Annotated in this window: 19 protein-coding genes; 2 read left to right on the top strand and 17 right to left on the bottom strand. The window is 37.9% G+C overall.

Annotated features, from left to right (window positions below; genetic code table 11):
- Window positions 1–86 precede the first annotated feature (86 nt).
- The 6 genes from QZ265_RS03905 to QZ265_RS03880 form a co-directional block, all read right to left on the bottom strand.
- Window positions 87–791 carry a hypothetical protein gene (locus QZ265_RS03905; protein WP_296403602.1) on the bottom strand — a complete coding sequence of 235 codons (705 nt, stop codon included), beginning with the start codon at window positions 789–791 and terminating at the stop codon, window positions 87–89.
- A gap of 77 nt (window positions 792–868) precedes the next feature.
- Window positions 869–1,399, bottom strand: a complete 531-nt coding sequence (locus tag QZ265_RS03900; RefSeq protein WP_296403600.1) for an ureidoglycolate lyase — start codon at window positions 1,397–1,399, stop codon at window positions 869–871.
- 56 nt (window positions 1,400–1,455) lie between these two features.
- Window positions 1,456–2,541, bottom strand: coding sequence for an allantoicase (alc, locus tag QZ265_RS03895; RefSeq protein ID WP_296403598.1), 1,086 nt, complete (start codon window positions 2,539–2,541; stop codon window positions 1,456–1,458).
- A gap of 54 nt (window positions 2,542–2,595) precedes the next feature.
- Window positions 2,596–3,603 carry an allantoinase PuuE gene (gene puuE / locus QZ265_RS03890; RefSeq protein ID WP_296403596.1) on the bottom strand — a complete coding sequence of 336 codons (1,008 nt, stop codon included), beginning with the start codon at window positions 3,601–3,603 and terminating at the stop codon, window positions 2,596–2,598.
- 35 nt (window positions 3,604–3,638) lie between these two features.
- On the bottom strand, window positions 3,639–4,319 hold the full coding sequence (locus tag QZ265_RS03885) for a GntR family transcriptional regulator (protein WP_296403594.1): 681 nt from the start codon (window positions 4,317–4,319) through the stop codon (window positions 3,639–3,641).
- Window positions 4,320–4,511: 192 nt separating this feature from the next.
- Window positions 4,512–5,243 carry an aspartate/glutamate racemase family protein gene (locus QZ265_RS03880; protein WP_296403592.1) on the bottom strand — a complete coding sequence of 244 codons (732 nt, stop codon included), beginning with the start codon at window positions 5,241–5,243 and terminating at the stop codon, window positions 4,512–4,514.
- A gap of 515 nt (window positions 5,244–5,758) precedes the next feature.
- Here QZ265_RS03880 and QZ265_RS03875 point away from each other — a divergent pair.
- Window positions 5,759–7,192 carry an NCS1 family nucleobase:cation symporter-1 gene (locus tag QZ265_RS03875; protein WP_296403603.1) on the top strand — a complete coding sequence of 478 codons (1,434 nt, stop codon included), beginning with the start codon at window positions 5,759–5,761 and terminating at the stop codon, window positions 7,190–7,192.
- Between the two features lie 207 nt (window positions 7,193–7,399).
- On the opposite strand, the gene QZ265_RS03870 is transcribed toward QZ265_RS03875, so the two are convergent.
- The 3 genes from QZ265_RS03870 to uraD form a co-directional block, all read right to left on the bottom strand.
- Window positions 7,400–8,701 (bottom strand): urate hydroxylase PuuD, encoded by a 1,302-nt coding sequence (locus QZ265_RS03870; protein WP_296403589.1) that lies wholly within the window; start codon window positions 8,699–8,701, stop codon window positions 7,400–7,402.
- Window positions 8,702–8,784: 83 nt separating this feature from the next.
- The gene (locus tag QZ265_RS03865; protein ID WP_296403587.1) at window positions 8,785–9,207 is read right to left on the bottom strand and encodes a hydroxyisourate hydrolase; all 423 of its coding nucleotides are present in this window, start codon (window positions 9,205–9,207) and stop codon (window positions 8,785–8,787) included.
- 89 nt (window positions 9,208–9,296) lie between these two features.
- A complete protein-coding gene (gene uraD, locus QZ265_RS03860) occupies window positions 9,297–9,809 on the bottom strand; it encodes a 2-oxo-4-hydroxy-4-carboxy-5-ureidoimidazoline decarboxylase (protein WP_296403586.1) in 513 nt (170 codons plus the stop codon).
- A 147-nt stretch (window positions 9,810–9,956) separates the two neighbouring features.
- On the opposite strand from uraD, the gene QZ265_RS03855 reads away from it, so the two are divergent.
- Window positions 9,957–10,601 carry a TetR family transcriptional regulator C-terminal domain-containing protein gene (locus tag QZ265_RS03855; RefSeq protein WP_296403583.1) on the top strand — a complete coding sequence of 215 codons (645 nt, stop codon included), beginning with the start codon at window positions 9,957–9,959 and terminating at the stop codon, window positions 10,599–10,601.
- Between the two features lie 42 nt (window positions 10,602–10,643).
- Here the strand turns inward: QZ265_RS03855 and QZ265_RS03850 are convergent, their stop codons facing one another.
- The 8 genes from QZ265_RS03850 to QZ265_RS03815 form a co-directional block, all read right to left on the bottom strand.
- Window positions 10,644–12,098 carry a nucleobase:cation symporter-2 family protein gene (locus tag QZ265_RS03850; protein WP_296403581.1) on the bottom strand — a complete coding sequence of 485 codons (1,455 nt, stop codon included), beginning with the start codon at window positions 12,096–12,098 and terminating at the stop codon, window positions 10,644–10,646.
- Between the two features lie 269 nt (window positions 12,099–12,367).
- Window positions 12,368–13,093 (bottom strand): ABC transporter ATP-binding protein, encoded by a 726-nt coding sequence (locus QZ265_RS03845; protein ID WP_296403579.1) that lies wholly within the window; start codon window positions 13,091–13,093, stop codon window positions 12,368–12,370.
- On the bottom strand, window positions 13,090–13,878 hold the full coding sequence (locus QZ265_RS03840; protein WP_296403577.1) for an ABC transporter ATP-binding protein: 789 nt from the start codon (window positions 13,876–13,878) through the stop codon (window positions 13,090–13,092). Before QZ265_RS03840 ends, QZ265_RS03845 begins: the two co-directional genes overlap by 4 nt.
- Window positions 13,879–13,888: 10 nt before the next feature.
- On the bottom strand, window positions 13,889–15,046 hold the full coding sequence (locus QZ265_RS03835; protein WP_296403575.1) for a high-affinity branched-chain amino acid ABC transporter permease LivM: 1,158 nt from the start codon (window positions 15,044–15,046) through the stop codon (window positions 13,889–13,891).
- 12 nt (window positions 15,047–15,058) lie between these two features.
- Window positions 15,059–15,970 carry a branched-chain amino acid ABC transporter permease gene (locus QZ265_RS03830; RefSeq protein ID WP_296403573.1) on the bottom strand — a complete coding sequence of 304 codons (912 nt, stop codon included), beginning with the start codon at window positions 15,968–15,970 and terminating at the stop codon, window positions 15,059–15,061.
- A gap of 123 nt (window positions 15,971–16,093) precedes the next feature.
- Window positions 16,094–17,317 (bottom strand): branched-chain amino acid ABC transporter substrate-binding protein, encoded by a 1,224-nt coding sequence (locus tag QZ265_RS03825; protein ID WP_296403572.1) that lies wholly within the window; start codon window positions 17,315–17,317, stop codon window positions 16,094–16,096.
- A 399-nt stretch (window positions 17,318–17,716) separates the two neighbouring features.
- Window positions 17,717–19,978, bottom strand: coding sequence for an ornithine decarboxylase (locus QZ265_RS03820; RefSeq protein ID WP_296403570.1), 2,262 nt, complete (start codon window positions 19,976–19,978; stop codon window positions 17,717–17,719).
- A gap of 238 nt (window positions 19,979–20,216) precedes the next feature.
- Window positions 20,217–21,542 (bottom strand): MFS transporter, encoded by a 1,326-nt coding sequence (locus tag QZ265_RS03815; protein ID WP_296403568.1) that lies wholly within the window; start codon window positions 21,540–21,542, stop codon window positions 20,217–20,219.
- Window positions 21,543–21,851: the final 309 nt, after the last annotated feature.

Here is a 21,851-nt window from a genome sequence, read left to right as displayed (position 1 = left end):
ACCTTTGATTCAACATCAGGGTTAAAGCTTAGACAAAAAAAAGCAGCCCGTAGACTGCTAATTTAAAAGTGTATATTAATGAAATACTATTGTACGCAACTGAAATCAAAATCTTCGTTAACTAAAATAGTTCGAACGATTTTGCCTTCTTCATCCTTATCATAATCAATAAAAATAGGGCGCCCTAATTTAGGGTCACATTTAGAAATTAATGCTAATGGCGTCATATAACGAATGGTAACGACTTTAGCATCGCTTGGTATATTTCCTTTGTACCAAGTGTCATTTAGACTGTTTTTAGACTCATCTTCGAACTCATCACCATAGGCATACACCTCATTACTTTGTGCTAAAAAGCACTTTTCTTGTTTACTTAGTGTAGATAAAGGTTTAGGTGATCTGTCATATAAATTAACCCAAGTATCAGAAAAACCATACTTTTTAGTTTGACGGTTAAGATTGTTTAAATCACAACTGCCTGCTTTAAAGGCTGTGCTCAGCTCTTTAATTTCTTTTGCAGAAAAGAAGAAAGTTTGCTTTTGTGGCATAGAATCTATGGTATCTAGCTTATTAAACCCAGGTGTATTGTCTATTTTCTTATCAATGTTTTGATTGTTGCCTTGATTGGTGATTTGATCACTGCCTTTGCTTTGGCTGGCATTTTGACTGGTTTTAGTACTAAAGATAGTGCCTTTGTCTGAGGACTCTAACCCCTGTTGAGTAGCACAACCAGTTATAGATAAAAGTAGGGCAGTTACACATAAGCAGGATATATTCGATACTGTTCTCATTAAACACTCTCAATCTATTATTTTGATGTACAGGAAGCTAATTTATTAACAGCACTATAGTTTAAAAATAAACATAATCATAAAATAACTTGAGCTTTCCAGTCACTAATATCAATGTCAGTACAATTATTGCCTTCACCATTGATTCTATCCACCACCAAAAAAGCACTGCTATCCATTAAATTGTGACTGTTTAAAGCAAGTAATGGATGATGCCACACTCCAGCATTATATTGAACCCCTTGATCGGATTTGGCATAAAAAACTGATAAATCCTTATAAGACTTAGGAGGCTCACCTGCTGGGGCTACCACTACAATATAGTCTTCACCTTGCATTGAAAAGAATGCTTGCGTACCCAAAGGATGATATTCCATAACCGTCAAGTTAATAGGAAAAGCTCTTGGCTTTGCCACAAAGATACTCATACCGATGTCACCACCATCTATTTCAGCTTTACAAATCGCATGATGACGGGTGGCAAAGCCATTATTAATATCATAACAATTCTGCGCGGTTATCTGATCATCATCATAAGGTTCAATAACTGTACCAAAGGCTTTAAATGCCGCTTTAGTCAATGGTTTTGCAACGAGGGTAGTGGCCATAATGTTACCTTTAGATCTATTTTAATATTAAACCTAATAAAATAATAAATATTGGATTAGTTAGAAAACTTACCGTATAGACGAACTCGGCTGATGCCGCCATCTGGGAATATATTAACTTTAATATGGGTAATGGGCTTGTTAAGTTTTAAATCATCAAATAGATGAATAGTATGGGCTTCTGTCTTTTGAGGCTCTAATAATGTTTCCCAAAACATACTTTGGGTAATCAGCGTTGATTCAGTCATTGTAGGGGCATAGACCGCCTGAACCGATACCTTATCAGGATAGTTCCCTTTAAAGTGGCTAGTATCAATTTCGATAGATTCGGGTATTCCAGCTCTGCCTAACGCAATAATGCACCAATCGTTACCAGGCTCACGTCGACGTCTGGTTTCCCAACCTTCTTCCATATTTGGCGCTTTATTCGGTAATAATAAATTTTCAACCGCACCAAAGTGAGCATCATTACAAGCAATGGCTCGCCCTCCATTACGAGCAGCTACCATATCTAAAGTCTTGCCATCAATTTCACTGTTCTCAATCTGAATAAAGCCATAGACTCTAAGTCTGGCAATACCGCCGTCAGGATAAATATTCAAACGTAAATGAGTGATAGTATCTGTAGCATTGGATTTATGAGGGGTTACAAACTCATGAGAATGTCCTTTTAATGGAGTCATTCCAATGAATGGACGCCAAGGTTTTTTATCCCATTGCTCTTGGGTTATCGCCTCAAGTATTTCTTCACTTTCTGCCATAAGCTCTGGAGCATATAAAGCATCTATACTGGCAGAAGGAGGGTAATTGCCTGTGAAGTGACTGGTATCAATATCCATTCCTGCAATGCGCGTCGGTTGTGCTAGCTGAATAATACAATAATCATGGCCTAGTCCACGTTTTCGGCGGGTTTCCCAGCCGTCCATCCACTTACCATTATTGTCAAATTTGCCAACAATAAAAACAGGTGGCTCGTGTTTTAACAACCGGTCTTTTGGGGCAAAAAAATCGTCTGTAGCAAATAAAACTTTTGCCACTAAGCGTTGATCAGCAACATTGGTTCTTTTTACAAAGTCAGGAAGCGTTTTTGGTAAGTTATCAGGAAGAATAATCTTGCCAGGTTCAATGGTATTGTTTGACATATCACTCACTAATTAGACATTTAAATTTGGGTTAAAAAAGATAAATTTTAGATTCTACATCCAGTCTGAAATATTATGCTCAGTGACCGGATGATTTTGATACCAATGTTTGGCTATATCATCACGGCGACATACCCAAACGTCTGGTTTTTCACTGATATATTTAAGAAACTTTTTAAGGGCAACTATTCTTCCAGCTCGGCCAATTATACGGCAATGAAGGCCTATGGATAGCATCTTAGGTACTTGAGAGCCTTCATTAATCTGACCTTCAGCGTATAGTGTGTCAAAGCTGTCTTTTAAATACTCGAAAAAAGGCTCAGCATTGGTAAATCCAGGGCTTGAGGCAAACCGCATGTCATTGGTTTCAAGCGAATAGGGTATAACCAGATGAGGTTTTTTTATAATTTGACCCTCATGCTGGGTTTTCACATTAACCCAGTAAGGTAATTCATCAGCGTAAGAGTCGCAGTCATAAGTATAACCACCTTGCTCAACCACTAATTCACGAGTATTGGGACTATCACGGCCGGTATACCAACCCGAAGGTTGATAACCAAGCATATTTTTGAAGATATGCGTTGCTTGTTGAATATGCTGTCGCTCAGTTTCACGGTACATATTTTGATAAGTAATCCAGCGTAGACCATGACTGGCAACTTCGTGACCATCTTCTAATACACGATCGATAATATGTGGAGTTCTCTGAGCTGCTGCTGCACAAACAAAAGTAGTAATAGGATAGTTATACTCTTTAAAAGCATCTAAAACCCGCCATACTCCAACACGACTACCGTACTCAAATGCAGATTCAATAGACTGGTGTCTATTATCAAATGCTGGAGTGCCTAATATATCTGACAAAAACTTTTCAGATTGTGCATCGCCATGTATTACGCTGTTTTCGGCACCTTCCTCTATATTCAATACAAATTGAACTGCTATTTTTGCACCACCTGGCCATTTTGGATCTGGAGGATTTCTTCCATAGCCTTTTAAATCGCGCGGATAGTTATCTTGGTCATAGTCTATTTTTATATGTTTGAATGTTTTATTGGACATTATTCAACCTTTTTATGATTTTAAATTCGCTATAGTTAGTTCAAACTTGAGATAAGCTCAGATAGATTGACTGCCTTTTTTGTCTCAGGCTGAATTATCAAGTTATTTTCAAGCTCATTTAAATGAGCAAGCATAAAGTCTTTTATTTTTGATTTATTACCTTGAACAAATAAGTTGGTGAGCTCATGGTGACAATGGTTATCACACTGCATTGTAGTTGGATTGCTATAAACTGCTAAAGCCAAAGAGGTTCGAGCTATTAACTGCTTTACCATTACTGATAAAGTTTCATTATTGGTTAATTTAGCAAGATAAATATGGAACTCACCTGACAAGGTATTGGCCTGACTTAAGTTGCCTTGTTTCAGAGCATTGTTTTCATCTTGACATAATTTATGTAAGTGTTTAATTACCGCTCCTTTAAGTGGAAAATCAATCAAATCGATAATTCCAGCCTCAATAATTTTTCGAGCAGTGAATACATCATTGACTTGTTTCTCACTCATTGATGCAACAAAACAACCTTTATTAGGTAATTTAACAACCAATTGTTCATGAATCAGTTGTTCTAAAATTTTTCTAACTCGTGTTCTGCTTACGTCAAAGCTTTTTGCCAAATCATCCTCGGGAAGATGTGTTTCGGGCAATAAGTGATGCTCATGAATGGCTTTAAATAAAGTATCGTAAATTTGACTATCCGTAAGTTTTTTCTTCATTTTATGTAAAGCTTCATCCTTATTTAAAGGTAATTAATTGAAGGTAATTATCTAAAGGTAACTATTTAAAGGTAGTTTTTTGAGGTAATTCTTTGAGAAAATTATGAACAAACTATATCAACCAAAGCCATTTTATCTAAAAAGAGTAGGGGTCACTTTAGCTAATTCTTTTTCGTATTAATTATTACCGTATTAATTGCCAAAGCGATTCAAATCACCCATAAAGGGTTTAGGAATAGGATAAGCTAAATCACCATGCTTACTGGTTTGTAATCCCATACCAATCATGGCTTCTAAAAGTTTTACTGCACTTTGTACGCCATCGATGATTGGAATGCCGACTTTATCTTCAATTTCTTGTCTTAAATGTGTCATGCCACCACAACCCAACACTATAGCACTAGCTTCATGGCCTTTAGCATCCCTTGCTTCGATGCATTTATTGATAATAGCTTGCTTTGCACTATCATCCTCTAAGGATAAAACAGGTAAATCAACTGCCAATACTTGCTGGCATAAATGGCCATAGCCGTATTGGTTAAGTAAATGCTCTGCAATAATTACAGTACGTTGAAGGCTAGTAACTACAGCAAACTTAGTACTAACCATACTTGCCATAATAAATGCTGCTTGGGCAATACCTAATACGGGCTTATTGGTTAGTTCACGAACTGCCCAAATATTTGGATCTCCAAAGCAAGCCAAAATCATGCCATCAGCACCTTCGGCATCTGCTCTTAAAACCTCATCGCTCACACCAACAATACTCATCGCTTCATCAAAATGTGATTCAATTGAGACCGGCCCATGGCTAGGTGTACGCCCTGTGATAATCGTATCAGTATTGCTTATTGCTGAGGCAACTTTAACCATTTGATCAGTCATTGAAGCAGTGGTATTAGGATTAATTAAGTGAATTTGCATAAATGTGTCTACTATAAAATATTGCAGTTCAAAAAGTTATTTAGATAGATTAATGACCTCAAAAAGACAGTAACTACTATACGCTAAAAATAAAATTGTATACAACAGTAACTTTAAGCCAATTATATTATCCAAAAAATTTAAAAGATTTTTAACGACAAAAATAGTTTTTTAATCAGTAAAAAGCTTGAAATCATTGATAATACTTAAACATTTTAAATAAGAACCGTTTAATCTACTTTGTAATTATATCACAATTTAAAAATTATTAAGGTCTGCAATTTAAATTGGCATGCTAATTGCTAAGTAACTTAAGTAGGATTGTATACAATATTTTTGGTACAGTGGATTTATAAAATTGTATTTAAATTGAAGGTTTATTAAATAGTTTAAAAATTATACTGATTAATAAGCTAATTATTAAAATTTTTTTGAATTGAGGAAGTGCTGATATGAGTCTCCCCACCCCAAATAACTCAACAACTGCTATACCTATACAAGGCACGACTGCATCTATGCCAAAAAATTATAGTGACAAACTATATAATGAAGATTTAGCGCCCCTATCAGAGGCATCTGATGCAATAGGTAAGCAAAATTGGAATTGGTATAACATCTTCGCCTTTTGGATGTCAGATGTCCATAGTGTTGGTGGCTATGTTTTTGCAGGTAGCTTATTTGCATTAGGCATTCAAAGTTGGCAAGTCTTAGCGGCTTTGATTATTGGAATTATAATTGTTCAGTTTTTATGTAACCTTGTTGCTAGACCTAGCCAAATGGCAGGGGTACCTTATCCGGTCGCTTGTAGAATGGCATTTGGGGTTTTTGGTGCTAACCTGCCGGCTATTATACGAGGTTTAATTGCTGTAGCTTGGTATGGTATTCAAACATTCTTGGCTTCAAAGTCGCTTGAAATAATACTCTTGTGGGCTTTTCCAAGTATGACAAGCTTAACTGAAACCTCCTTTGCAGGATTAAATCTATTAGGTTGGCTAGCATTTGGCATCATGTGGACATTACAAGCCATTGTGTTTTGGCGCGGTATGGATACTATCAAACGCTTTATCGACTTTGCAGGACCAGCGGTTTATATCGTTATGCTAGCATTGATGATATGGATTGTACAAAGGGCGGGTATTGAAAATATTAGCTTCAATTTAGCTGAAGTAAAATATACTGGTTTTGATTCAATCGTTCCAACTTTGTCAGCAATTGCCTTGGTTGTCTCTTATTTTTCAGGCCCTATGCTAAATTTTGGGGATTTTTCACGTTATGGAGAGTCTTTTGAAGCAGTTAAAAAAGGTAACTTCTGGGGTCTTCCTATTAATTTCACGTTATTTGCAATAGTTACTGTTGTTATTACTTCAGGAACAGTGCCTATTTTTGGTGAAATGATAACTGATCCTATTGAGACAGTTGCTAGAATTGATAACGTAGCAGTTATGCTGTTAGGGGCGTTTACCTTTGTTACTGCGACTATTGGTATTAATATTGTTGCAAACTTTGTAGCGCCAGCCTTTGATTTCTCTAATGTCTCGCCAAAACATATAAGCTTTAGAATGGGCGGATTTATAGCCGCTATCGGTGCCGTATTTATTACGCCTTGGAACTTATTTAATTCACCTGAAGTAATTCATTATACATTAGATATGTTAGCCGCATTTATAGGACCATTATTCGGAATTTTGCTCTGTGACTTTTATTTAATACGTAAACAAAAAATAGATGTTGATGCTTTATTTAGTGTTGATGAAAACAATATTTACTGGTATAAAAGAGGTTGGAACCCTAGAGCAGTTATGGCGCTTGTACCTTCGGTATGTATCGGTGTATTGATTACTTTGGCTGGATTTAAGACTATAGCTAACTTTAGCTGGTTCATAGGTTGTGGTCTTGGTTTTATAAGTTATTATCTGCTAATGCGTAATTCTAAACATGCTGGATTATGATTGTTAGCTCTAAATTTTATAAAATACATTAGGTCTAAATTTAATAGACTACTACAACTAACAAGGCCAAGCTAATTGCTTGGCCTTTTTGCATCTTCATCAATCTCTTAATTTAAAGTAACGTATATATCTTTATATTATGAAAATTAAAAAAAACATAATTTAAAACATATAATAAACTTCTAACTGTAAATCGTTTTTATACCTCTATAGCAACGACAAATATGCAATCAATTGTGAACGTTCGGCATCCGTCATATTGGTTATATTGCCCAATGGCATATATTTGGTTTGAAGAGCGGTAAGTATTTTTGCTTTATGAGTTCTTAAATCTTCTGCATTTTTAAATACAATACCTTGGGGTGCAGTATGAAACCCAGGCTGAGACGGGGTCATTGAATGGCAAGTAGCACATCTTTGGTTCACGACCTGCATGATTTGCGTACTTGCTTTTGCATCAAAATTTACTGTATTTGCTACTACAGTTTTAGAATCATCATGAGTGTCTTTATCAGTGGCAAGTGATGAAGAAGTTGTCTCATGAATAACATTATTTGATGCCGTAATTGATGTATTACTTGAAGTTTCATTGGGCTGTGGTCGCATCCAAAATATGAGTACTAAAGCCATTAATGCAGGAATCAACAAATAGCGAGGCTTTTTATTACCTAAATGTTTTTGATTAAAATAATGGCGTACGATAGCTGTAATAATAGAAATATAAACCAAAACCAGCCAACCAGATTCATGAGCATAAGTCATCGGGTAGTGGTTACTGATCATGATAAAAACTAAAGGTAGGGTAAAGTAGTTATTCATTAACGAGCGATTTTTAGCTTGTAGTGCCAATTCTGCTACTTTAGGACCAGGTTTTTGTTTGTTTCGCACACATTCAACGAGAGCTCGTTGCGCTGGCATTATACCGAAAAATACATTTCCCACCATTATAGTGCCTAAGATTGCACCAACATGAATATATGCTGCACGATCGCTAAAGATTTGATAAGCTAGCCAACTGTCTGTCACCATCAAAATAAAAATCAGCACACTAAAGATAAGGGCATTTTTGCCTAATTCACTACGGACAATGGCTTCATAGATAAAATAATTACCAAAGATAAAAAGTAAGCTTAAAGCCACTGCTGTTATATTTGAACTAAAAGCAACTTTAGTTGGATCAATCAAATAGGCAGATGCATTAAAATAGTAAACCACAAACAGCATGGCCATACCTGTTAGCCAAGTGGTATAAGCCTCCCATTTGAACCAATGCAATTTTTCAGGCATCTCTTCTGGTTCAAGTTTGTACTTTGCAACCTCATAAAATCCGCCGCCGTGTACTGCCCATAAATCGCCTGATATGCCTTTCTTTTTTTTCCATTCTGGCGGCTTTTGTAGGCTCAAATCTAACCAAACAAAATAAAAAGATGCGCCAATCCAAGCCACGCCAGCTATGACATGAAACCATCGAAAAAATAACTGTAGCCATTCTAATAAATACGCACCCATGAAACTGTCCTTCTTATTAACTTGATAATAATCTATATTATTAATGGCTTTTAAGGTTGTTAAATAAACAATAGATAAGTCAATTAAGACCCACGATAAGTACTATAACCGTGAGCACTTATTAAAAGAGGAATGTGATAATGGGATTGATCAGAAATGATAAAGGTAATAACCACTTTAGGATAAAATGCTTCTACGTCATAATCTTTAAAATAATTGGAGGTTTCAAATGTTAGGGTGTAGTTGCCAGGTGGTATATTAAGAACTTCATTGTTAACATGCCAGTCGTTAATTGAAATACGCCCCTCAACATTAGTGACTGCTTCAGCTAGATAAGTCGAGCTTGTAGTTGAACTTGATGTTGTACTTGTACATGCGCTTGTAGTTGAGATATTTGTTGCATTATCAATATCTTCTCCTTCTACAAAATGCAAAGTAACTTTAATACCGCAAGCTGGCTTTCCAAGATGAGTATCTAAGACATGTGAGGATAGGGTGGCGGTCATAATAATCCTTAAGGGCTTTAGCCTGTTGTTTTTATTGGAAAATATCTGTTAGGCGTAGCTGTTACATTTAGTTTAGTGAACCATTATATCTATGCTGTGATTAAATTTTTTAAACGATGCCTAGTAATTTTATTTTGTTCGGCAGCACTGATAATGAGTTCTTTGGCATCGGAATTGTTTAATCTTGTGTTCAAAATATCAAGCATCTGCCTAGCTGATTTGCCAGTCGCGAAAACTATAAATATATAGCCAAACTTGTTTAAATAGTCGCGATTGCCTTTAGCCAGAGCACGCAAAGTATCTTCATCTGCTTCATTGACTAAGGACTGCTCTTTAGATGCACTTTTAAGCGTGTTTTTATATTTCTCTTTTAGGGTACTAACATCACCTATTTGAGGGTGACCTTCAAAAGCTTCTATATAATCTGATTTTGAAAGATGACACCATATTTCATCGCTACACTGCAGTAAACTATCTAATGAGGCAAAAGGGCGGTTTGTCAGTAGAGTCTCAGCCCATTTTTTGGAAGTACAGCATATGAGTAATTGATACAATGCTTCGTCGTGAGGCAGTGAGTTAAAATTGCTTAGCTGAATTGTCATCGTTGAATTAACCTTTATTCTTTTAACAAATGTAAGATAACTATTAAACCTAGTTGAATTAAACTTAATTCAACTAAAGATAATTGAAATAAACCTATTTGAACTAAACATAGTTGAAAACTTAAACCGTACTAACTGGAATACTTAATGGCTAAATTAGTCACAGATGAGTCGAAAAACACACGCACACACCAAGAAATAAGAGCTGAGAATGAACGTGCCATCCTTAAAGCTGCTGAAGCTGTCTTTGTAGCTCACGGTTTAAAGGGCGCTACCATGCAAGCAATTGCAGATCTAGCAGGCATCCCCAAGGCAAATGTTCATTACTATTATCAAAGTAAAAAGAAGCTTTATATCGCTGTGTTAACTTCTATAGTTGAAGACTGGAATACCGGTCTTGAAGATATCCATGAAGATAGCGATCCGAAACAAAGTCTTGAAACTTTCATCCGTCTTAAATTAGACAGTGCCTTTAATCATCCTAATCATCATAAATTGTTTGCTGTGGAAGTCATAAATGGTGCACCTTATCTACATCAATTAATGACAACCAAAATGAACCAATGGGCTGAGCGTAAATCTGCTGTGATCAAAAGTTGGTATGATCAAGGCAAAATATCCATCAATGATCCTTTGCAACTATTAATTTTGATTTGGACCACCACTCAGCGTTATGCAGAATTTGACACTGAAATATTAAATTTATTCGGCAAAGACGCTTATGATGATGAAGATAAAAAACGTGTTGCCGAATTTTTAATACCTTTTATCTTAAGAGGGTGCGGGTTATAAATTCATGGCCTCTTAATGGCATTAACACTAGTATAATTTACTTTATGCCACTTCAGTAATCTCAGTCTTATTGTCTTTAACAGGAATACTCTCAATATTATCCAAACTTTTGCCATAATCTTTTGGCAATATAGTATCTAATAATATAGCCACAAATCCTGCAACCGTCACCGCAGACCCGAAGATATTTTGAATCATTTTGGGCATTTGAGCTAACACGTCAGGCACAAAAGCAATGCCCAATGCGAGACCTAATGTGGTAGCTATGATTAATATATTACGATGACTAAATTCAACCGTTGCTAGAATTCGAATACCTGCCGTTGCCACAGTTGCAAACATCAATAAGGTAATGCCGCCTACCACTGGTTTAGGCAACTGAGTAAATAGAGCCCCAATCATTGGAAACATACCCATTAACAATAATATGCCGCCAACATACATGCCCACATGACGACTTGCAATACCAGTCATTTGAATGACACCATTGTTTTGGCTATAGGTTGTGTTTGGAAAGGTGTTAAAAACAGCAGCAATCATGGAGCTTACGCCATCGCCCAATACACCGCCTTTAATACGCTGCTCATAAATAGGGCCCTTGATAGGCTCTTTTGAAATCATTGACGTTGCAGTTAAATCACCCGCAGTTTCAATAGTTGTAATCATATACATCAAAGCGACAGGCACAAAGGCTTGCCAATCAAAAGCAAAACCATATTTAAAAGGGATAGGTGCAGTAAATAAAGACGCTTCAGCCACTTTGGAGAAGTCAATTTTTCCCAAAAAAATGGACACAATAAGACCTGCGATAAGAGCAATAAATATGGCGCTTGATCGTATGTATTTATTTTTAAATGTACTTACGATAACCACTACTAGAAGTACACTACCGCCAAGTGCCAAATTTGAAAAACTACCAAAATCGTCAGCTTTGAAACCTCCCGCCAAGTCTGTCAAACCAACTTTGGTGAGCGAAATTCCTATGGTGACAATAACGCAGCCGGTCACCAAAGGGCTCATAAATGCTTTTAATTTAGTTACAAATTGACTTAGCAGCATTTGAATAAATGCACCAAAAAATGTCACCCCAAAAATGACAGCTAGAATATCCTCAGAGCTGCCTCCTTTTGCTTTGACGATAAAACCTGCTGCCAAAATAGCGCTTAAGAAACCAAAACTGGTGCCTTGTAGAGCCATAAGTTCTGATCCTACAGGGCCAATTCTACGGGATTGAATGAATGTGCCGACACCAGATACCGCAAGTGACATGCTAATTAAATAAGGGATATGCTCGCCAAGTTCTAACACACCGCCTATCACTATTGAGGGCGTAATGATGCCCACAAAGCTTGCTAATATGTGCTGCAATGCTGCTAAGGTCGCTTTTATAGGTTCAGGTTTGTCGTTCAGACCATATAGTAACGTGCTTTGCATCACAGAGGCAGACTTTGGTATTTCATTTTGCAAGGTTGGCTGAGCTGCAGGTGGGGTGCTCATAAAATGCATCCTTATCAATTATAGGGTTAATATTTAATTGGCTAACACAAATTCAGATTTGTTGACCAAATAGTCAACTATATATCTATGAAGCAAGTTATATGCCAATAAAACACCTAAAAATTAAAATAAGTTTAATTAATTTTAAAATAATAGATAAGGATGTATAACCACTTTGAATATCCTTAAAATTTAACCAAAAAAAACCATTGTGATAACAATGGCTTTTCTCGATAAGGTTGAAATTTATAAACTCAAAGGTTTATTCTCTAAGCACCTAAATAGGCCTCTTGTACTTTAGGATCTTTCAATAAGGCTGCAGCGTTACCCTTCAAAATCATATTGCCTGAATCCATAACATAGCCTCTATCTGCCGCTTGTAAGGCCAAATTAGCATTTTGTTCAACCAATATAACTGTCATTCCATCGTTTGAAACTTTATTAATTACCTCGAAAATGACTTCAGTTAGTACAGGGGATAGACCCATTGAAGGCTCATCAAGAATCAATAGCTTAGGCTGACCCATTAATGCCCGTGCCATCGCTAACATTTGTTGCTCACCACCCGACAATGTTCCCGCTAACTGATTTGCTCGCTCTTTGAGTCGAGGGAAAGTGCTAAAGGCATAATCAATACCACGATCAAAATCTGCCTTATTGTTTTTAAGAAAGGCACCCATTTGTAGGTTTTCCATAATGGTCATCCGAGCAAAGACACCGCGACCTTCTGGCACCATAATAATGCCTTTTTTAGTTAGATCCCATGTCGGAACCTTTTTTAAAGGCTCCCCAGCAAAAGTAATTTCTCCTTTTTGGTAAGGCTGAATACCCATAAGTGCTTTAAGCGTGGTGGACTTGCCAGCACCGTTAGCACCAATTAAAGATACCAGTTCACCCTCAAAGACATCCATGTCTATACCTTTGACAGCTTTAATACCACCGTAGGAGACATGAAGATCTTTGATGCTTAATAAAGGTTGTTGGGTGTTTATCATGAGTGAGCTCCTCCAAGATAAGCCTCAATAACCAGCGGGTTCTTTCTAACGTCTTCAGGTAAACCTTGCGCTAAAATTTTGCCATAGTCGAGTACTGTCATCTGATCACACAATCCCATAATTAATTTTACGTCATGCTCGATAATTAATATGGTCACCCCGTCATCACTAATCTTACGTAGAAGCTTAGTGAGCTCAAGTTTTTCTGTCGCATTCATACCTGCAGCGGGTTCATCTAGCGCCAATAATTGTGGATCAGTCGCCAACGCCCGCGCAATCTCCAAACGGCGCTGATGACCATAAGATAAGTTCATAGCCAAGTAATCATGGTACTTACTAATCCCAACATAATCTAAAAGTGCCATAGCTCGTTCACGAATGGCTTTTTCTTCCTCACGCACAGATTTAAAACCAAAAATAGATCCGATGATGCCGCCATGGGTACGAACATGTCTGCCTACCATGACATTCTCAACTGCTGTCATCTGACCAAACAAACGAATATTCTGAAAAGTACGAGCGATTCCGGCTTCAGCAACTTTATGAACATTGATAGGTTGATAAGGTTTTCCGTTTAATACAAATTCACCTGAATCTGGCGTGTATAAACCAGTAATCACATTAAAAAAAGTCGTTTTACCCGCACCGTTTGGTCCAATCAAGCCATAAACTGTATTTTTCTTAACCTCTAAACCCACATCAGTTAATGCTTTAAGTCCACCGAAGCTTTTATTCACGCCTTTTACTGATAGCACGTTAACGGACATGTCATCTGTATTTATCATAATTTACCCCTTAAAGGACTTCAGTCGGAATGACTTTGGCATCGTCGCTAATTTCATCATCCCTTTTGTCATTTCTTTCAGGCTTAGGCCATAAACCTTTAGGACGAAATAACATAACCATTACCATACACAGACCTAATATCAATGGTCTTAACACAGCGCTATCTATGAATATTTGACCAAAAATGGCTTTTTGTAATGGCTCAATGGTATAGCGAAGAATTTCAGGCAGGGCTGTTATCACAAATGCGCCTAAAATAACACCCGGAATATGTCCAATACCTCCTAATACCACCATAGTCAAAATAGCTATCGATTCCATGAAGGAAAAGGACTCTGGAGATATAAATCCTTGAAAGGCTGCAAATAAACTACCAGCAACTCCGCCAAATGTTGCGCCAAGAGAGAAGGCTAATAGTTTAATGTTACGTAAATTAATACCCATGGCACGAGCAGCCACATCGTCTTCTCTAAATGCCATCCAAGCACGGCCCAGACGAGAATTCTGCAGACGATAACAAATAAACATACTAAACATGGCTAATGCCAAAAATAGGTAAAAATATAAAAACTCACGTGTAAGTGTCAAACTACCAATATGAATGGTTTGATCAAAAGAAAACCCGAAGATAGAAACAGGCTCAATACCGTTTATTCCGCGTGGTCCATTTGTGATATTAAAAACATCTTTTCCTAAATTATTCATAAAAATACGAATAATCTCACCAAACCCTAGGGTTACTAAGGCTAAGTAATCACCTTTTAATTTAAGAATTGGCGCACCTAACATAATACCGGCAATGGCGGCTAAAACTGCACCGACAACCATAACCAGTAAAAAGGGTAAATGTATCCCAGCAGGAAACATAGCTGCTATATGAGCAAAACTATCGGTTAAATGTGACGTTGTTAATAAGGCTGCAGCATAGGCACCAACTGCATAAAAAGCTATATAACCTAAATCTAAAAGACCGGCGAACCCAACTACAATATTAAGCCCTAATGCTAACATCACATATAAAAGCGCTTGATCAATAATACGAACCCAAGTCATACCGCCCAAGGCTTGAGCAAAAAATGGCAATACCATCATAAATAATAAGCAAATGATAATGCCTATAATTGATTTTTTGCTATTGCCAACAATGCGTAGTTTTGTTGCTATCATTGGTATACTCCTTTAAGAACGGTCAGCCACTCTTTGGCCTAATAACCCTGAGGGACGTAAAATAAGCACTAGAACTAGTACGATAAAAGAGAAAACATCTTCGTACTCAGAACTTATATAACCTGCACCAAATGACTCAACGAGTCCTAAGACCAAACCGCCTACTAATGCGCCTGGAATATTACCAATTCCGCCTAGAACTGCTGCGATGAAAGCCTTCATGCCAGGCGTGAATCCCATAAAGAAATGCGCTTTACCTGAGTTTGCAGCATATAAAATACCAGCGACGGCTGCGAACGCTGCGCCTATCATAAAGGTAGCTGAAATAACACGGTTAGGGTTGACACCCATTAATGCCGTGACGTGCACATTTTCAGAAGTCGCTCGCATTGCACGACCTAGTTGGGTGTAATTCACCAATAAAAATAATGCACCCATCATAACTAATGATACTGAAATAATAATAATTTCACGCATCGTGGTACCGACATTGCTAAAAAGATGAATATAATCAGAGGGAAATAATTCTGGAAAAGGACGAGGGCTTAATCCCCATATAATTGAAGCGACTGCTTGCAAAATAAATGAAACACCTAACGCCGTAATTAATGGTGCAAGTTTTGGAGCATGACGTAGGGGACGATAAGCCCAACGCTCAATCATGAAGCTTACTATAATACATACCATAATAGCGACAAGCCCAGCACCAAGTAAGGCTAAAATAGGGGATACACCCATGGCTAATAATGACGTTGCAGCGCTCATTGCGACCATAGCACCGATCATAAAAACTTCACCATGTGAAAAGTTAATAATGCCTAAAATGCCATATACCATTGTATAGCCCAAGGCTATCATGGCGTACAAACTGCCTTTAACAAGGCCATTAATCAATTGTTGAAAAAAGATATCTAAAGCACTCATGCGGCACCTCTAATCTCAAAAATGAGCATATAAGAAACCAACCCTTTAATCAGCATCGCTAAAAAAGTAGATAGCGAATTTCAGAAAAATTCGCTATCTATGGTTGACGGATTAAAGAATAAGCTATTTGACGACTTTGATTACATCAAGCTTATCACCGACTTTATAAAGTGAAATTGAACCGTTTTTGATATCACCCTTTTCATCAAAGGCAATCGGACCAATCAAACCGTTATACTGCACTTTAGGCATTGCAGCTGCAATTGCTTCACGGTCAGTTGAATTAGCAAGTTTCATTGCTTCAACCAATACGTATGTCGCATCATAAGAGAATGGAGAGTAGATCTGAACCTTTTGACCTGAGAAAGCTTTTTCATAATTGGCACTAAATTCTGAACCTTTTGCCATTTGAGATAATGGCATACCAGCTTGAGAACAAATAACGCCTTTACCAGCTGCACCTGATAGCTCAATAAATTTATCAGTACATGCGCCATCAGCACCTACTAAAACTGCGGTGATACCTAGCTCACGCATTTGTTTTGCTAAGGTTGCACCTGTGTCATCCATACCACCCCAAAAGATAAACTGAGGATTGGTGGCTTTAATTTTGGTTAATACCGCTTTGAAGTCTGTAGTTTTATCAGTAGTAGCTTCACGGGTAGAAACATTAGCACCACTTTCAGTTAGGGTTTGAGCCACTTGGTCTGCTAAGCCTTTACCATACTGAGTAGCATCATCAAGTACAGCAACACTTTTAGCGCCATTTTCTAACATATAGTGCGCTAAAGCAGGTCCTTGTTGGGCATCTGTAGCAACGACGCGATATGAACTAACGGCACCTTTAGGCGTCTTATTGCCTTTTAAGGTGTAATCAGGATTGGTAGATGCTGGCGAAATTTGCACCATTCCAGCGCGCGCATAAATCGCATTCGCAGGGATTGATACCCCTGAGTTTAAATGTCCTATCACACCAACTGCACCAGTATCGACAATTTTTTGCGCTGCAATGGTGCCTTGACGAGGATCACCAGCGTCATCTTCACCAACCATCCCTAATTTTACTTTTTTACCATCAATAGTTAGGTCATTTTTAGCATTAATTTCATTAATTGCTAACTGTGTACCGTTTTCGATATCTTTACCTAAGTGAGCGATACCGCCAGTTTTTGGCGCGCCGCTACCAATTAATACACACACTTGATCAGCTGTTAAGCCTTCGCATCCCGCATTTTTTGCCGTATCTGTTGAGCCTTCAGCTGTACCACCTGTTTTGGGATCCCCACCATTACAGGCTGCAAGACCAATAGCAAACGTAATCGGTAATAATTTAATTAACATGTTCATAGACATTTCCCTAATAGGAATGGATAAAAATAAGTGTCAACTTAGGTTTAATAAATAATGCTATAGCCATTATTATCTATATTCTGCTACTCAAAATTTTGAAATCCTTTCATAATTTATGTAGTAGTAAATCATTATTTATTATCTAAGATAAATTTGCTTAGCAATAATGATGCCAATATTGATATGTTATGAAATTTAATTTTATTATTAGTCAAATATAATATTTTTCATTTAAATATTTGAAACTGAAAGGCTCGTGTAAGACATTAAAAGCTTAAATAACAAAAAAACCAGACAATAAAAATGACATTGGCACCTAAGCGACCAATGTCATTTTTTATACACCTACAAAAACAATTGTTAATCTATATTATGATCATTTTAAAATAATAGTTATTACAAATGCCCAAATGGTGTTAATGCCTCAGTTCTGTCCTCAAAAGTCACTGTATCCTCATAATTATCATTCTCAGTAGGTTCGGTAAATGCAAGCTCTTGCGTATCAATTGTTTCATCTCGCAGCACGTATGCCCAAGCTTGTTTACGACCATTTTTATCATACTCCCAGTAGACTCCTTGAACTTCAGGCTCAAAGCCTGGCAAGGTATTTACGCCTTCTTCAAGGGCTAAGAAATAGTCTAAAACAGGACCGCCCCAAACTTCACCCGGTACAATACAATAAACACCTGGGGGATAAGGTAGTGCTCCCTCCATGGCAATACGTCCTTCAATTTTAGACAAGGGCACTAGCACAATATTGTTACGAATAAATGCATTGTGAGCATCAAAAGCGCGAATGGCAAACTTCGGACGGTATTCACGTTTGAACATTTGTTGCTGCAATAAATTAAGCTTATGCTTTGCATAAAAGTCATGTAGACGCTGACACAACTCATTGATACCTAAGTTACGATATTGCGGATAGGCTTTGGCCAAAGACGGCAAAACCTCACTGACGAGGCTATTAGATTTAATATGAGCTTCAAAGCGTACTATACGTGCCACTAAATGCTGGAATTTAGCCAATGTTTCGGCTGGTGTTAATAAGAATAAAATTGAGTTTAAATCTGCTTTTTCAGGGATAACTGAGCTTTCGCGTAAATAATGTGCCAATAGCGGAGCAGGTACACCTGTTGCCTCATATTCACCTGTTTCCATATCAATACCGGGTGTAATTAATAACAACTTACAGGGGTCGATAAAGTATTGGTTATCAGCATATTGCTCAAAGTCATGCCAGCGCTCGCCAACCTTGAACTCAAAGAAGCGAATATCATTGGCAATTTGCTCAGTCTCATAATCTTGCCATAGTTTTCCGTCAATGGTAGGTGGTACAAAGGGCTTAATGAGAGTACAAGTATCCAGTAGCATTTTGCGCGCCTCGATACCACCTACGACACATTCATGCCACATACGTTGTCCCGCTTTGCCTTCATGCATTTTTGCATTCACATCTAAAGAAGCAAATAAAGGATAAAATGGGCTGGTAGACACATGCATCATAAACGAATTGTTAAACCGTTTATGATTAACATATCGAGACTGACCCCTAATATGATTGTCTTTTTTATGAATCTGAGACGCTTGTGAAAAACCAGCTTGTTGTTTATGAACTGATTGAGTGACGATAATACCTGGATCATCTGGCGTTAAATCAAGCAATAACGGTGAGCAATCGCGCATCATCGGAATAAACTGCTCGTAGCCGACCCAAGCACTATCAAATAGTATGTAATCGCAAAGATGCCCAATTTTATCAACCACTTGACGCGCATTGTAAATTGTACCGTCATAAGTACCAAGCTGAATCACGGCTAAGCGAAAGGGACGTTTGGCATCGGCTTGTTCCGGTGCAACTTCGCGGATACGATCTCTAATCTCATCATCCTCAAAACAATGCGCAGAAATACCACCGATCAAACCGTAAGCGTTACGATCGGTCTCTAAATAAACAGCGGTACCACCACTCATGGATAATGCACTTTGATAAACTGACTTGTGATTATTGCGATCGAATAATACTAAATCGCCATGAGCAACCAAAGCACCAATGGCTATTTTATTAGAAGATGAGGTGCCGTTTAATACAAAGTAAGTTTTATCGGCATTGTAAACTTTAGCAGCATGCGCTTGCGCTTGATAGGCAGGTCCTTCATGGATTAATAAATCACCTAAACCGACATCAGCGTTGCATGAGTCTGAGCGAAATAGATTCTCACCAAAATATAAAAAGAAACGGCGGCCAGAAGGATGACGACGGAAGAATTGACCGCCTTGATGACCTGGGCAATCAAATGCTGCATTACCGTAATCGGTATATTCTCGTAGTGCTTGAAAAAATGGTGGATCTAAGGTGTCGATGTAATGCGCTGCAGCAGCATTCACCAATTGGCCATTATAGTACTTCTGGTCATCTGCAAGCTCTAGAACGCCATATACATGTGGTAGCCACTCATCAGGTACGCTATCTCCATATTTAATGGCAACAAAAATAGGAATGGTGAACCCTAATCCCTCTATTTCAGCATGAGCAGTCGGCAAATCATCCATTGTCACTACAATTACGGCAATATTTGTAAAATCGGTTGCCTCTACTTCCGTCAGACGGTAGTTACAATTGAGTGCATACTCGATGCCTTCGCTGATGGCTATCTTCATATCGTTTTCCTTAAGTTTATTCATTGATATTGCAGTGATTTATAGTCGATTAATAACCATTTTACGCTAAGTCGCTAACCAGTTCATGGGTTTGTGGATTTTTTTATTTTTTTGATATGTTTTAATTTTAAAGCACCATATAAAATCTAGATAAATAGTGCTATGACATAAAACACGAAACGCAGACAAGATTTATAGGCATGCTTTAAACCAAAGCGTTTAATTCAGTCTAATAAAATTAATGACCAGAACTTGGCCAGCGTGGGTGATAGTAATCTACAACGAAAAGATGGGAATGACGTACCCCATTAGCAATGTGCGTGCCTATGGCATGAGGGTGACCTTCAGGCAAATTAAAATGATCGTGTTCAATCTCTTGTAAATCGATAGTTGGCCAAACTTTTAATGCGACCAAATAAGCAAATGCTGCTGCACACCCTAACACACCAAATGCAACTGGCATAGTAAAGTGCGCACCTAACCACCCTGATAGGGGGTAAAAAACCAACCAACTGGCATGGGACAAAGCAAATTGAGCTGCAAATAGTGCAGGGCGGTCTTCTTGGTGAGAGGAGCGCCATAGCAAGCGTCCAGAAGGGGTTTGTGCAGCTGAATACCCCAATCCTAATAGGAACCATAAGCCCATAAGCGAGCTTAAATTCGTTAAAAATAACCCTGCAAACATAGCAGCCACTAAGATTGCAACGCCGCTTAGCATGACTCTACGGTCTGTCTGCTGACGTAACAATCGTGGCAACGCCATTGCGGCAATCATTGAACCTGAGCCAAAGCTTGCTAAAGCCCATGCAACGACATTTGCTGTCAGTCCCATGTGACCTTGGATAATGACCACAGTATTGACAAATACCATGGACGCTGCTGCTGAGACAGCGACATTAACCGCGAGCAGCCCGCGCAATCGAGGGGTAGCGAGAAAAATACGGATACCGCGCGTGGTTCTATCATAAATATTTCGTTGTATAAGCGGCATTTTAGAAGTAGGAAGTGCGACTGTCACCACTAAAATTGCAGACGCTAAAAAGCCTAACACTGTGCCCATGAACAATATCTTAAAGCTCATCATAGTTAATAAAGCGGCAGCTACCATAGGGCTGACCAAGCTTTCCATATCGTAAGCAAGGCGTGAGAGGGAGAGTGCTTTAGTGTAGTCTTCCTCATCAGGTAGAATATCAGGAATAGTGGCTTGAAACGTAGGAGTATAGGAAGCAGAAGCAGCTTGCAGTACAAATATTAATATATAAACTTCATAAATATGAGACACAAAAGGTAGTAAGAGCGCTACGCCAGCTCGTATTAAATCGAGCGATACCATCAGGGTGCGTTTAGGCAGTCGTTCAGCAAAAGCGGACGCAATAGGTGCAATGGCGACATAAGCTATCATCTTAATTGCTAAAGCTGTACCGAGTACCATACCAGCGTTGTTACCTGCCAAATCAAAAGCAAGTAACCCAAGTGCTACCGTCGCCAAACCTGTCCCAATTAGAGAAATAAATTGAGAGGCAAATAAATGTCGATAGGTTTGATTGACTAAAATATTTAACATTTATTTAGCATTAACAGTCTCATTATTACTCCCATTAAATTAGATTATATCCTAAACTTTTTAATGTTACTTTATTTGATTTGCTAAAGAGTATGAGAGCGCAATCAGAATTTATGATTAAATTTTGACTACAAATAATTGGGATGATTGAATATTAAATAGTTAGAAAACATCTCACATAAGTTAATAATCGACATATGATAAGTTCACAATAATAGATATATTGTACCCAATATTTTTTCACCTTATTCAAGCGCAGTCTGGTCAACGACTATAACTACAATAGCTTATAGCTTAATAATTCTCTTA

Source organism: Psychrobacter sp., assembly GCF_018260395.1.
Classification (GTDB): domain Bacteria; phylum Pseudomonadota; class Gammaproteobacteria; order Pseudomonadales; family Moraxellaceae; genus Psychrobacter.
Note: the sequence above shows the minus strand (reverse complement) of the source record. Positions and strands in the feature narration are given on the sequence as shown.